Below are 14,356 nucleotides of genomic sequence, written 5' to 3'. Positions count from 1 at the left end.
TAAAGGATGGAGAGAACTTCATCCTTTATTTTTTCACATCCATGTAGGCAAGATAAACAACCACCTTTGCATTTTCGAACTCGATGGTAAAATAGTCGCCGAGAGATTCATTTAAAGTACCCTCCCACCACATTTTTAACGGACGATTGGTAATATCCCATTTCAGCCCTTGATAGGATATTGGCACATCGGGGGTAAACGAAAACACAGACACCTGCTGTCCTTTTTCACTTTCTATCCGAGAAGAACTACGTAACGCAACAAAAAAACCATAGTTGGTATACATCCGAACGTTCGCCCTTTCAGCATAATTCATCAGCAAAGAGATATTGCCTAAGGTATGATCTTCCCTCAATCCCGTTGCTCCAAGAATAACGATATCCTGATATCCGCTATCAATTGCAAATTCAAACGCTTTCGTTAGGTCGTTGGTGTCTTGTGTCTCAAAATGGACAACCTTACCATTCAACTCCTCAACCAAGTTTTGATCAATCGAATCTAAATCGCCAACCACAAAGTCTGGGTTCCGAATGCCGCTAGCAACAAGCTTTGCAGCCGCCCCGTCGCAGCAAATAACTCTGCTACAAAAGCGAAGAATATTAAGCGCCGTTGGATGAGAAGGAAACTCACCATCGGCCAAAATCACCGTAACATCAGAATTTAACATTGTTCAGCATCTTTTTTTTGTACGCGTAACGTTTTACGCCACGAGTAGTAGCCTACAAACGCCATAACCGTGTAAAAGAAGAAAAGCACCACCGATGGGTATAAGCCCCTCCATACAAATAAGCACGTCGAGACAAAGTTAGCAATTACCCAAATCCACCACTGCTCAATGATTTTTTTTGCCAGCATCCAAGTTGCAATAATGCTTAAAGAGGTAGTAAACGCATCCCAATAGGGAATTGGAGAATCGGTAAATCGCCTAAGGATTTCTGCAATTCCGAAGAATAAAGCGGTGTTTATGGCTAATAGCTTAACCCCAAGTCCAAATTTCAGATTAACTATTGGCAGGTTATTATGAGAATGACCTCCAGCTCCTCGCCACCACCGATACCAACCATAAATACTAATAACAACGTAGTACACCTGTAATCCCATATCAGCATAAAACTTTGCCTCGAAGAAGATTACCACATAAAAAATAGACGAAAGCAACCCCACTGGCCAAAGCCACACCTTTTCCTTTATCTCCAGATAAAGAAAAATGAGCCCCAAGGCTGCACCAACAACTTCCACATAGTTTTCAGCAATCCAACTAACCATTTCTATAAGATTTTACCGATACGCTATGTAAAAGCGTATCGGTAATATTAAAGATGAAATATTTTAGAAGCGTAGCGATAAGCGGCACCAATAGTTACGCACTGCTTGAGGGAATAAGCCGTCCTCAATATAGTCTGGCGCATTTCTGAACTCAGCACGATAAACCCAAGCATTAGCAATATACTTCTCATTCAACAGGTTATTTACACCAACTTGAACTCCTATATTTTTAACTCCAGCAACCGAGAAATCGTAACCAACTTTTAGATTATTCACAAAGTAAGCCTTTAGCATTCTGCTTGCATTCTCCGAATTATCGTAGTACTGACGTCCAACATACTTAGAGGTGAGTATAATATTAAAGTTTCGGAACGGCTCAAATGTAAGTTGGCTTGCACCAATCACATCAGGAGAAAAAGAAATGCGGGTAGTTCCCAAATGGTAGTCCTTAATCTCATAGTTTACCCACGTCCCATCTGGATTCAAATCAGACAACTCCACGGAATAGACGAAGTCTTTAATTTTATTCTGGCTAAGCGTCAAATTTCCCTCCCATCTTAGGTTGTCTAAAATCTTAACGCCAGCCATTAACTCAACTCCACGGCGATAACTGGTAGGAACATTTTGGCGAATTGGATATCCCACATCATTTAGTTTACCCGTAAGAACAAGCTGATCGCGATAGTGCATATAGTAAACATTGAGACCCAAATTTATTGTACTTCCTGCATATTTATACCCAAGTTCGTAATCGAAAAGACGTTCTGAAGTAATTTTATTGGCAGATTTAAAGTTATCGGTATAGTCGGTGCGAGTTGGTTCGCGATTGGCTACCGAAAAAGAGGCGAACATGCTGTTTTTTTCATCAAGAGAATAAAAAACCCCCATCTTAGGATTCCAAAAATTGAATGTATGGCTTTGGGAAATATCAACAACATCGTCGTCAAGCCCCTTCATTTTGTAGTAAATGTAGCGGTGCTGAATATCGCCATAAACGTTTAGATTGTCGGTTACCTGCCATGACGTTTTAAAGTAAATATTGGCATCATCCTTGGTTGACTTGCTACGATACCACTCGTAATCGGGCAAAATACCTTGGTTAATCTCCGACCATTTAATCTTTCCAAAATGATCATTGGTAAATCGGCTAACTGCACCGCCTAAAGTGAAGTTCAAGTTGGCCGTTGGAGTAAAAACAAAGGAGGCTGTTGATCCCACATTGTCGTTATCCAACCATTTTTGCACAACAAAATCGTTGTACTTGTATGTTTTACCATTGTAATCGTAAGGCTTCAACCCGTACTTCTTAACCTTTGAGCTATCCTTATAATTCTCGTAAAATCCTTCGCCATGAGTAAAAAAGAAACCGACATTCAGGCTTGATATTTCAGACAACTTACGAGAGTAGTTAAGCAGATAGTGCGATTGCTTGTAGTTATCGGTTTCGTTTCCGTAAATGTGGGTGTTGAAATTCTTATCCTTATAATATCCGGCAGGATTATAGGTTCTGTCTGTACCAATAATAGAGCTGGGAACGCCCGTCCAGCTAATTCCGGTTTTCTCTTCTCCATAAATTATGGTGGCCTTAAGCGTACTACGATCGCCGTAGTAAGAACCAGACACCTGAGCCGATTTATGGTCAGAAGTAGCCCTATCAACATAGCCATCGCTCTTAGCACGAGAGATGCGGGCGTCAAAACGGAAGCGGTTGTTAATTAATCCCGTGCCCGCTAAAAAATTTCCGCGCCACGAGTTGTAAGAACCCACGTAGTTGTTAATCTCGGCATAAGGTTCGTTGCTAACAGAGCCTGTTTGGAAGTTTACGGTAGCACCAAATGCTCCTGCACCGTTGGTTGACGTTCCAACACCACGCTGAATTTGCACGCTGCTAGCAGAAGAGGTTACGTCGGGCATGTTAACAAAGAAAACCTGCTGCGACTCGGGGTCGTTAATGGGAAAACCATCAACGGTAATGTTGATGCGGCTTGCATCGGTACCACGAATACTAAATGCGGTGTTACCGATACCTATTCCGCTCTCGGTGGTGGCCACAAAAGAGGGTGTTAGCTCAAATATTTGAGCAACATCGCCTCCTGTATTGTTTCTTTTTATCTCGTAAGCCTTAAGATCGGTAAATGCCATTGGAGTTCGCTTTGATGCACGAGTAGCGGATACCACCACCTCGTCGCCAAGAACCGATTGCACCTCTAGCACCGCGTTTAAAGCCTGACTCTCCTTAATGTCGACACGAAGCTGCTGTGTTTGATAGCCAACAAAGCTAAATCGAAGGGTATATACACCTGGTTTTACATCACCAATGCGATAAAACCCACGACCGTTGGTGGTAGCTCCCTTACCAACACCTTCGATTAGCACGGTAGCCCCAACCAGAGGCTCTCCCTTTACTCCAACAACTGTTCCAGAGATTGTTTTTCCGCCTTTAATGGCTGCCGAACCTACCAGAGCGGCAAAAACCAAAAGCAGCGTAACGATTACGCTTAACTTGCGCATGATTAAATCTTTTAATAATTAAACATCGGCACGACTACCGCCGTAAATATTAAAAGGGGGAAAATAAAATGTAGATATGTTCGCTTTACTCCCTACGCCGGCACTACCCGGATCAGGTTAAAGGGTATAATCTCAGCCCGTAATATTAGGGCACCCCCGTTAGTCGATGCAAAGGTAACGTAAAATATTTTAATAAAGAGATATAAATTAGACATGCACTAAAATGCAAAAACAAGACTTACATCCAAATGATTTTTAGCAACATCGCATTCATAAACTAAATGCCAATATAAATAATGGTAAACAAACACCCTAACAACAGCCATTTAGTAGAAAGCATTTTAAACATACGCGTAAACTTGCTAAAGAGCAAACCTATCAAACGTCGAAACAAGACTGATAGACGAAACACCCATTCCACATTTAGGACCAATAACCATGTAAAAAGCGCATCATCCTAAGATATTGCAATATTATATGCAGCAACACCGTTTTAAAACTTAGCATTACCCATTAAACTACACAAAACCATGACAAAAAGAATTACAGCAGGCCTCGCTATCCTACTATTGTTTTGTTCGGCTACCGCAATAGCCATAAAACCCGATAGAAAATATCGGTTTTATCCAGAACACCTAGGGCTGATATATCGCGACCTAGATGTTACAACTCCAGATAAGCTTAGAATAAAAACATGGCTATACCCGGCACAAGATTCGCTAAGCAGCAAGGAAAAAGAGCAAGCGTGGGAAAATCCTACTAAACGAACCTACAAACTGCTCGACAAAAGAAAGCGCCCAACCATAATAATATGTAACGGCGACGCCGCAAACATGAGCTGGATGCAGTACGCGCTTGCCGGGAGCTACATTGCCAACGGATACAACGTCGTAACCTTCGACTGGCGCGGGTTTGGCGAAAGCTACGAGTGGAAGATGAACGAGGACTACATGGTGTACACCGAATTTCTTACCGACTACAAATCGGTGATTGAGATGGTAAAAAAACAGCCAGAGGTTGATCCAACACGCATTGCGCTGATGGGATGGTCGACAGGAGCGTACCTATCAATGGCAGCGGCAAGTCTGGATTCGGACATAAAGTGCTTTGTAAGGCAAGCGCTTATGACATCATTCGATGAGGTGATGCCAATAATCCGCGCGCTGCCAAAAAATAAGAACAGGCAGCTAATAGTGCCAGCAGATTATCCTAAAGAATTAAACCCAATTATGCTAGCACCACGTTTCAAAAGGCCAACATTGCTAATTGTTGGCGAAAAAGATGAGAGAACGCCTGTTGCAATGAGCAAATCCATCCTAGCGATGCTACCTGGAGAAAAAGAAATATGGATTGTACCTAAAGCGGAGCATGGAGGCGCGAACGGACCGATGCAAAACTTCGAGGTTTACAACAAAAAGGTGCTAGAATTTCTCAATAAATACTTATAGTGCTATATTTAGGGTAAGAAAAACAGAACTTGAGCTTAATCCATCCAAAGGCAGGCTCAAGTTTCCCCAAAATAACCCTAACTATGGAAAATTGGATTACTGTAATATCGTTTACCTACCCACAAGAGGCCTACCTAGCAAAAGCAAAGCTCGAGTCGGAAGGAATTGAAGTAACAATTAAGGACGATTTAACTGCGCAGGTAAATAACTTTTACTCCAACGCCATTGGAGGCGTAAAGGTGCAGGTAAAAGAAACCGACGTAGAACAAGCCATGCAGGCGCTGCTCGAAGCAGGCTACATTAAGGAGGAAACAACACCTACCCCGTCCTTCATTTCGGAGTTCGACAAAAAAACATCAAGATTGCCGCTCATTGGAACGCTAACGGTGGAGCTGCGCTTTATTATACTTATCACCATTTTAATAATGGCCATCATACTCCCAGTTATATTTCTTTCGGTATAACCTAAGTTCGATAAAAAATATGGAACAGAAGGATTACATGCTCCGCGAAATAGAAAAAACAGGAGCAATAGTAAGAATGATTGCCAGTAAAGTAGCTGGCAGTGCACATCGTAAGGGTGCTACAGCCGAGGTGCTGTATAGGCAAACAGCCGAAGACCTTTTATACTACCTCGAATTCGATCTCGGGGCCTTCATCCAAAAAAACGACGACCAGGCAGTAGAGTACATCGAGAAGATAAAAGGATTCGACATCGAAAACTTGCTTATGCTAAGCACCCTGCTCGAAAAAATAGCCGTTAAGCAGGAGTGTAACACCAAGCTCGCCCTCCTCCACAGGGCGCTCCTAATTTTAGAGCACATCAAGGTGATAGACGAAGCCAACTCCGCCGATCACGAGCAAAGGATAGCATTGATAAAGGAGCACATAAAAAAAAGCGAACCACACCGATAAGCAAAAACAGCCAATAACGCATATAAAATAATCGATATCAACAAATAACAACAAACGGATAAATGAAACTTCTCAAAATATTAATTTCAATCGTTCTCCTTATATGGAATGCAAATACAACAAGAACTTTTGCGCAAAGAGCTACAAAAAACGACATAGACAGCTTAAAACATCGCTATAGTCCCATTATAAATGGAGTATGGGTTGCACGTGATTATGTTAATTCAATAAAAAAAACAAAATCTCCAATAAAATCGGCACATACACTGGACGGATATGCTGCCTTACACATAAAAACGAACAACCTACTAGATAGCATCGAAGTAGGCGCAAGCCTAAACAACCACGAAGGAACGCTATTCACCCTATTCTTTATTAAAGGATGCTGTGGGAAAGGATTAAAAACAAACATCCCCGATTATGATGATGAGAAGAATTTCTACGAAATCGGCTACGAACAAGAAAATGGAGTAATCGAACTAATTTTATACCACTACGACAAAAATTCCCTTTTACTCGACTCAAAAAAATTCACCAAAATAGCCAACAGGCCTCAAGATGAGGACTTAGATTGGGGAATACAAGTAATCACCAACAAGAGTATCCTTGACGGGAAATACATCGTCCAAGACAAATACAACAACAAAACATTAATCACATTTAATAGCAATGGAATTGTAGTTGGGCATCCTCAATTTAAAACATTCTACATTTTTACCGATTACTTAGGGGCATACAAGCCTACCATCGAACAGATATGCTTCAACATCTATTCAAAAAAAGAAAAAACGTATGGATTTAAGATAAAAGGAGATACTATTTACTTGTATGATTTAACAGGAAGCGAAGAAAATAGAAATCTAAAAGCAGGTAAACTTGCGTACATATTAACTAAGCAACCAACCCGTTAAAGCTAAAATAGACACGCCATACATCATCGAAATAATTTGTGCTAGAGTAAGGTATAAAGTCAATCACTAAACAAAACGCAAGCAACAACTCTAAAAAAACATCCCACAGTAAAAAAAATGTTCGCTCAACTACGACTAATTTTGGAACAAAAACGGTTACCTTCGAAGCTATAAACAAGAAAATATCTATCCATAACTACAAAACAGCACCAGCGCATTTGCGAAGGGTGCAATAACATCGAAAACATGAAGAAGATCATTACCTTAATGCTTTGCGCATTTACCATCAGCTCTTTTGCACAAAAAATTGAGTATATCGACGATGATGGAATCAAAACACAAAAAGCAAAAGCAACCTCCCTTCTCAAAATTTACACTGATAGCATTCGAGACAAATCAATTCTAATAAAGAAATACAACCTCAATGAAATTTTGCTAGAAGAAGGCTACTACAAAAAGAATAATCATAAAATAAAGCATGGAGAAACAAAAGAGTACTATCTAAATGGTGCCATTAAATACAAATTAAACTATAACGAAAACAGGTTAGATGGAGAGGTATTCGGATACGATTCTACGGGAACCTTACGCCGAAAAGATACCTACAAGTTAGATTCTGTAGTAACAGGGAAATGCTATACATCTACCGGAAAAGACACATCATACTTTCCTATAATAGTATACCCTAGATTTAATGGAGAAGATCGTTCTAAAATACAATCATTTATTAGACTAAAGCTAGAATATCCAATAGAAGCTTTACAAAATAAAAAACAAGGCGTTGTTTTTGTTCGTTTTACCATAAATAAGGAAGGACGAGTTTGTAATGCGAAGGTTGTATATTCCAATACTCACAGCGATTTATTAGATAATGAGGCCATTCGAGTAGTTAATGAATCGTCCATATTTTGGGAAGCTGGGTATGTAGAAGGGAAAAAAGCGGATATATCATTTGCCATTCCCATTAAATTTCAATTGAACTAGGACTGTACTAAACAAACAACCATCCTTTTACACATGCAATAGGAATAAAACCCACCAACCTATGAAAAAACAGATAGCCCTAGTGCTGGCATTTTTTTGCCTAATGGGAATAGATGCGATAGCGCAAACAAAAAAGGTAAACGCCGACGATCTCATTAGCGGCATCGACAAGCTAGCTGGAAAAAAGGTAGAGGTAACGGGCAAGGTTACCCATATTTGCGGTGTCGACGGAAAAAAAATGAAGATCGAAACGCCCAACAAGAGCGAAATCATGGTTACGCTAAAGGACAAGGAGGGAAAAATAAGCTACAACCTGAACGGAAAAACCGTGCGGGTTACCGGAAAGGTAACGGAAACTCGGTTAGACGAAGCCTACATCTCTCAGGTCGAAAAGCGGCAGATTCTCGCCTGTAGCATCGACAAAAAGATGTGCATCGACTCTGTATGGGTAAAGAAGCAGCAAGAAAAGGGCAAGGCTGCCGAAATATCGCAAAAGGGGGCGGCCGACCTGCGCGCAAAGCTGAAAAATTCGAAGAAGGGCTACATATCGCTGGTTAAGATTACCGCCGAAAAGATAGAGGAGGTAAAGTAAGCCTACAGAATAAAGTGTAAATTTTGCAATCCATAAAATAGAGGAAAACTATCACACTAATGAAGCAAGAACACTTCGAAGCATTCGTAAAAACATCCACAGAATACTACACCAACAAGCTGGAGCAGTACGAGCAGGGTAAAAAATTTACGTTTAACCTCCACGCATTTCTTTTCTCCATATTCTGGTTTGCCTACCGCAAAATGTACCTACACGCATTCCTTATTTCTGTGCTAATTACATTAGTAAGCATCACCGAAGAGAAAATAGTTGGGTACTACGGCATTTATGACGATGCCCAAATAAAAAGCATCGATCTTATATGCAATATTTGTTTGGCAATTACCTACGGTTTTACGGCCAACTACCTGTACATTAAGCATGCCATAAAAAAAGTTGGAGAGGTAGCCCAAAATTTCGAGGGCGACGAAAGCTTGCTACACCAAGCCCTAGAAAGAAAAGGAGGAACTAACAGCCTTATTGTAACAATACTTATTTTGATAGGCATCATTTGTAGCATCATAACCGCATCGGTTGCCGGATAGGTAATTGTAGCCAACAAAATAAGCATCGTATTTACTATGGTAGAGGTAGCAAAAAAAGTGGGTAAGGTAGCCGTTGCACTGCTGGCGCTAGCGGGCTGCAGCGGCAGCGGACAACAAAGCGGCAGCGGCAGCAAGCAAAATCAGACAAGCACCTATGCCGACAGCCTATGGCACGTATTTGCAAAGGCGCTGGATGATAAAAACACAAGCTACCTAGCCCAAAATTCGCTCGACACCCTACAGTGCACCGAGTGCCGCCCCGATAGCAGCGGCAACAACCATCGCTACCCCAACGCTGTAGTGCTTAACAGCTACCTCAACGAGCTTAAACATCTGCCCTCGTTAAATGGCATTCCCTTCTCGGCATCGCTCGATGGCAACACCATCCGTATCGTGTACACCATACAAAGTAAAAATGCCGAAGAGGGAGCCTACAACCTCCTATTTACCCTTGTAAACACCGCAACAGGATGGAAGCTGGAGGGCATGCTGCTAACCTAAGCCAACATCGCGACAAGCAAGCGCCACCGTTCCTTTTTCGCTACCAGCGCAGCCTAGCGTAAGCTATCCCCACTAAAAAGATGCAGCAACTGCAGCTGCGTAAACCCAAACGCATTGCATCAATCAACTAACAAAAGGGCTACAGGCCCCATCCGATAAAAAAACAGGAGCAACCGGCAGCCCATAAACCTAAACTTGCCAGCTAAAAAGCTAAAAGCGCTGCTAGGTAGCATGATATTCGCCTCGGGGAGTTGCACCAATATCCGAAAAAAGTACTTTTGCAGCATCAAATTAAAAGGTTACAGTCGCTTTACTGTTAGGAATGCGAAGTTTATTGGAGCTTCGATGCGATAAATGCCTACCCGTGCATACGTACTGGCATAAGGGCGCTACTACTCCCCTACCTCGCTAAAGCATTTAGCCATTTGAGTGAATTTAGGGAAAGGTTGATCCCTGCAAGAAGTAGATAGGAAACGGAAACGGGCGTTAATGAAAAATTGTCGGCACATCAGACGTGCAGTAGGGTTACTCGCACTAATATTTTGGAATCATGTAAGCGGTTTTTCGCAAGTTGATAGCAGCTACATCGAGCTTCATAAAAATGAATTCATACTTAAGCCTTACCTATACAGCAACCTGCTTGGACTAAACCTAAAGGAAACCGAGCAGGACAAGGAGGTAACCTATCGATCCAACAATCCAACAGGTATTGGCATCGGATTGGCCCACCCAAAGCTCCCATTTGGAATATCAATAGGCTGGATTACCGGCGCAAGATCCGAAAACAAGTACGTTCGCACCAAATCGTTCGACGTGCTCTTTAACCAGTACGGCAGAAAGTACGTGCTCGATATATTTTACCAGCAGTACAAGGGATTATTCAGCGATTCGCGAAACGTGCTGCCCATTAAGATAGACTGCCCCGACCTATCGGTTTTCGGAACTGGCATCGTTGGCCAATACGTGTTCAACGGCAATAAATTTTCGTACCAGGCAGCTTTCGATCAGAACGAGCGGCAAATAAAATCGGCCGGAAGCCTTCTGGTGGGCGGCGCGCTGCATTTCATTCGCCTCACAGCCGATAGCTCGTTTAAGTTCGATGGACAAAAAAAGAAGTCGGCCTACCAAGCAGGCGTCAACGTAGGTTACTCCTACAGCTGGGTACCCCAAAAAAGATGGCTCTTTAACGGATCGATCACCTTAGGGGCAAACTTGGTAAACAACAGCATAAAATCTTTCTTTAACCGCAATCTCTACGTGGCCCCAACCGCTTTAGCACGGGCCACCATCTGCTACAACCACGAGAAATGGCATGCCGGAATGGCCTTCGTAACCAACTACATCGAGCTACGCGATAAAACAAACGCCATGGTAAACCTCAACTACGGGCGGATATACTTTTTCTACGTCCGAAAGTTTAGCATACAGCGATAGGCTAAAAACAAATCAATAAAAGACAAAACAACATAGGAATACAGATAATTTTAGAGTTCCCCAAAAAAACTGTATAAGTTTACTATATAACTACCAAAAGCGATTTAAAATCGCAAGCATAACACAGACCCTCAAAAAGAACCTCTAGCCACTCACGCCGTCAAACTAAAAGTCAACCGTCTTGAATTATTAATATTATTTCACTTTAATTTACTTTTCGCGAACATCGTGAAGAAATAATTACTAAAATTACAAAATTCTAAAAGATTCACTATTTCTATAAAAGAACGTACTACAACAAATACCCTTAGTTAGACATTTTGAATCTGATATAAATTGATTTTGCTGTAGCAAGCAAAAAATTTCTGATTGCACTTCCATTTTTGTTGAAATACTGAATACAAAAGAAGAAAAACAACTATATAACTTACTAAAAAAGAACATCATGGAATTCAAAGAACAAATCAAACAACTTGGAGATAAAGTTGTAAAGATGAAAGACCAAATTCAAACCGAAGAAGCAACAAAAAGTGCCTTCATCATGCCTTTCATCCAATGTCTAGGGTACGATGTTTTCAACCCAATGGAAGTTGTCCCTGAATTCATAACAGATTACGGCGCAAAAAACATCGAGAAAGTTGACTATGCCATTCTTAAGGAAGAAAAACCTGTAATGATCATAGAATGCAAAAATCACTCAGAAAATCTTGATAAGCATTACACTCAAATCCATAAATATTTTCATCTAACCAATGCCCGATTTGCATTGCTTACCAATGGAGTGCAATATAACTTTTTCACAGACCTTGATCTGTCAAATAAAATGGACGAAAAACCATTTTTCAGCTTCGACATAACAAATCCGAAAGAACAGCAAATAAAAGAACTTTCAAAGTTTCACAAAAGCGGATTCGATATCAATACAATACTAACATCGGCCAGCGAACTTAAATATACCAATGCTATTAAAATGGTTTTAAGTAATGAAATTGCAAAACCATCTCCTGAATTTGTCAAATTCTTTGTAAGTAGAGTCTATGAGGGGAAAGCAACAGAAAAAGTAATGACCCAATTCACCGAACTTGTAAAAAGAACCCTCGATCAAACATTCAATGACATCGTAAGTGATCGGCTAATGAACGCCATCAATCAAACAAAACCAGCCAAAGAAGAAAGTCAAACAGAAAGCCAATCGAACGAAACATCTGAATCAAAAGTTTTAACAACGGAAGATGAATTAAACGGTTTTTATATTGTAAAAAGTATACTACGAACAAAAATTGACTCTTCCAGAATATTTTACAGAGACTCCCAAACATATTTTAGCATAATCCTTGACGACAACAATCGCAAACCAATTTGCAGATTATGGCTCAACAGCATGTCTAAAAAGTACCTTGGAATATTTGATGCAGAAAAGAAAGAGACAAAAGTAGAAATAGAATCACTAGACGATATCTACAAATACACCAACGAACTTCTTTCGACTTTAGACAACTACGAAAACGACAAGTAGTAGATAAATAATATTATTAACAGCATAAAGAGTAAGCTTCAGATGCTTACTCTTTATGCCCACATCATCAATAAAAACTCCTACTCAAACCAAAATAATTATATACCATCAAAAGGCTAGAACAGAATTCTACTAGAATATTCAGATTCAAAAAAAATCAAACAAAAGAAATATAACTCTACGGCATCAGCCCCACAACTCAAAGCCTCCAATACAAAATTATTTGTAGAATTTAAAATATCATCGACCAGTAGCTCCGATAATAGCCCTTACTTTGCCCCCTCAAACCCAACAAAAACCTTAACGTACGGTTATGAGCAGAGGTGGAGTCATATTCGATTTCAATGGAACCCTATTCTGGGATTCGGAATACCAAGAAACATCGTGGGATAAGTACCTGCAGGAGCATAACATTGAGCTTACCCCCGAACAAAAGCGCGAGTACATTCACGGTCGCAACGGAAAGGATACCTTCGAGATCCTCTTCAATCGCAGCATGGCGAACGACGAGGTGGAGCGCAGAACCGAAGAAAAGGAGGTAATATACCGCAACGAATGCCTTAAGCATGCAATGGAGCTAGCGCCCGGAGCCATTTCGCTGCTACAACACCTCAAATCGGAGGGCATACCAATGGCCATAGCTACCGCCGCAGGCAAATCAAACGTCGACTTCTTTATAGAAAAGTTTGGGCTGCTCCAGTACTTCGACGAAAAGCATATAATCTACAACGACGGCACCGTAAGGGGCAAGCCCCATCCCGACCTATTCGAGAAAGCTGCCGCAGCGCTGGAGGTAGACAAAGAAAAGTCTATAATCTTCGAAGATTCGAGCTCCGGCATTCAGGCAGCCCTACGGGCAAAGGCCGCAGCCGTAGTAATTGTAAATTCGACAGGCAGCCGCTACAGCGAGTTCGACCTGCCACAAATCTCCCACTTCGACCAGTTCAACAGGTCGCTGCTAGAGGTGGTAAGGTAGAACAAACACCCCATAACGCGCAAGAGGCAATCTCCATTCAGCTTCTTGCGCCATTTTTTTTTAAAGCACCTTCCCCATTTGCACCCACATTGCAAAAACATTTACCGCATCGGTAAAATAGTACGTAATGCAGCACTTCACGCTGCCATCAACCTCAATAGCAGCAATCACAAACAATCTATCGAGTATTGCAGCTAAGAAGTAAAAAAAGACAGAATACCCCGCAAAAGAATAATATGCGTTAGCAGGGGCAACCAATAGCTGCACAAGGCTACCAATAAAAGCTGCAAAAATAACAAGTAGCTCATCAAACCCACTGAATAGGGCTACAACAGCAACAAATAGCTTTGCATAACCATCAACAAGCTTAGCTGTAGGGCCGATTATAATAACAAAGCCAACGAATAATTCCGCAAGACAACCGAATAGCATCGCAAAGCCACCGAATAGTTCCGCAAGACAACCGAATAGTATCGCAAAGCCACCGAATAGCGCCGCAAGACAACCGAATAGTTTCGCAAAGCCACCGAATAGCGCCGCAAGACAACCGAATAGTATTGCAAAGCCACCGAATAGAGCCGCAAGACAACCGAATAGTTCCGCAAAGCCAACGAATAGCGCCGCAAAACAACCGAATAGTATCGCAAAGCCACCAAATAGCAATGCAAAAGCAGCAGCATACCGCTAAATGAAATCAAAGTGTACCGATTTTTTGCAAAGCACTTTACTAACCCATAAAACAAGGATAAAATAAAAA

Annotated in this window: 15 protein-coding genes and 1 riboswitch; of the genes, 11 read left to right on the top strand and 4 right to left on the bottom strand. The window is 41.3% G+C overall.

What is annotated here, in order from left to right:
- Positions 1–25 precede the first annotated feature (25 nt).
- The 3 genes from L990_RS02860 to L990_RS02850 form a co-directional block, all read right to left on the bottom strand.
- Positions 26–667 carry a thiamine diphosphokinase gene (locus tag L990_RS02860; RefSeq protein WP_047445348.1) on the bottom strand — a complete coding sequence of 214 codons (642 nt, stop codon included), beginning with the start codon at positions 665–667 and terminating at the stop codon, positions 26–28.
- Positions 661–1,266 (bottom strand): nicotinamide riboside transporter PnuC, encoded by a 606-nt coding sequence (pnuC, locus tag L990_RS02855; protein WP_047445346.1) that lies wholly within the window; start codon positions 1,264–1,266, stop codon positions 661–663. The genes L990_RS02860 and pnuC overlap by 7 nt, the downstream gene beginning before the upstream one ends.
- 63 nt (positions 1,267–1,329) lie before the next feature.
- Positions 1,330–3,777: a TonB-dependent receptor gene (locus L990_RS02850; RefSeq protein ID WP_047445344.1), complete on the bottom strand. Its 2,448-nt coding sequence runs from the start codon at positions 3,775–3,777 to the stop codon at positions 1,330–1,332.
- Positions 3,778–3,849: 72 nt separating this feature from the next.
- Positions 3,850–3,945, bottom strand: a riboswitch (TPP riboswitch).
- A 362-nt stretch (positions 3,946–4,307) separates the two neighbouring features.
- Here L990_RS02850 and L990_RS02845 point away from each other — a divergent pair.
- The 11 genes from L990_RS02845 (at position 4,308) to L990_RS02795 (ending at position 13,599) form a co-directional block, all read left to right on the top strand.
- Positions 4,308–5,225: an alpha/beta hydrolase family protein gene (locus L990_RS02845; RefSeq protein WP_047445341.1), complete on the top strand. Its 918-nt coding sequence runs from the start codon at positions 4,308–4,310 to the stop codon at positions 5,223–5,225.
- Positions 5,226–5,308: 83 nt separating this feature from the next.
- On the top strand, positions 5,309–5,689 hold the full coding sequence (locus L990_RS02840) for a DUF2007 domain-containing protein (RefSeq protein WP_047445339.1): 381 nt from the start codon (positions 5,309–5,311) through the stop codon (positions 5,687–5,689).
- Between the two features lie 19 nt (positions 5,690–5,708).
- Positions 5,709–6,140 (top strand): hypothetical protein, encoded by a 432-nt coding sequence (locus L990_RS02835; RefSeq protein WP_047445337.1) that lies wholly within the window; start codon positions 5,709–5,711, stop codon positions 6,138–6,140.
- A 62-nt stretch (positions 6,141–6,202) separates the two neighbouring features.
- A complete protein-coding gene (locus tag L990_RS02830) occupies positions 6,203–7,051 on the top strand; it encodes a hypothetical protein (RefSeq protein ID WP_047445335.1) in 849 nt (282 codons plus the stop codon).
- Positions 7,052–7,297: 246 nt separating this feature from the next.
- Positions 7,298–8,035: an energy transducer TonB gene (locus L990_RS19050; RefSeq protein WP_052180674.1), complete on the top strand. Its 738-nt coding sequence runs from the start codon at positions 7,298–7,300 to the stop codon at positions 8,033–8,035.
- Positions 8,036–8,096: 61 nt separating this feature from the next.
- Entirely contained in the window at positions 8,097–8,627 is a 531-nt protein-coding gene (locus L990_RS02820; RefSeq protein WP_047445333.1) for a DUF4920 domain-containing protein, read from the top strand.
- A gap of 59 nt (positions 8,628–8,686) precedes the next feature.
- A complete protein-coding gene (locus L990_RS02815) occupies positions 8,687–9,172 on the top strand; it encodes a DUF2628 domain-containing protein (protein ID WP_047445331.1) in 486 nt (161 codons plus the stop codon).
- 36 nt (positions 9,173–9,208) lie between these two features.
- Positions 9,209–9,673, top strand: a complete 465-nt coding sequence (locus L990_RS02810; protein ID WP_047445328.1) for a hypothetical protein — start codon at positions 9,209–9,211, stop codon at positions 9,671–9,673.
- A gap of 489 nt (positions 9,674–10,162) precedes the next feature.
- Positions 10,163–11,107, top strand: coding sequence for a DUF4421 family protein (locus L990_RS02805; protein WP_047445326.1), 945 nt, complete (start codon positions 10,163–10,165; stop codon positions 11,105–11,107).
- Between the two features lie 445 nt (positions 11,108–11,552).
- A complete protein-coding gene (locus L990_RS02800; protein ID WP_047445323.1) occupies positions 11,553–12,623 on the top strand; it encodes a type I restriction endonuclease in 1,071 nt (356 codons plus the stop codon).
- 313 nt (positions 12,624–12,936) lie between these two features.
- Entirely contained in the window at positions 12,937–13,599 is a 663-nt protein-coding gene (locus L990_RS02795; protein WP_047445321.1) for an HAD family hydrolase, read from the top strand.
- Between the two features lie 60 nt (positions 13,600–13,659).
- Here L990_RS02795 and L990_RS02790 read toward each other — a convergent pair whose 3' ends face one another.
- Positions 13,660–14,262 (bottom strand): hypothetical protein, encoded by a 603-nt coding sequence (locus L990_RS02790; RefSeq protein ID WP_047445319.1) that lies wholly within the window; start codon positions 14,260–14,262, stop codon positions 13,660–13,662.
- Positions 14,263–14,356: the final 94 nt, after the last annotated feature.

Origin of the sequence: Alistipes sp. ZOR0009 (assembly GCF_000798815.1) — a bacterium.
Taxonomy (GTDB): Bacteria; Bacteroidota; Bacteroidia; order Bacteroidales; family ZOR0009; genus Acetobacteroides.
Note: the sequence above shows the minus strand (reverse complement) of the source record. Positions and strands in the feature narration are given on the sequence as shown.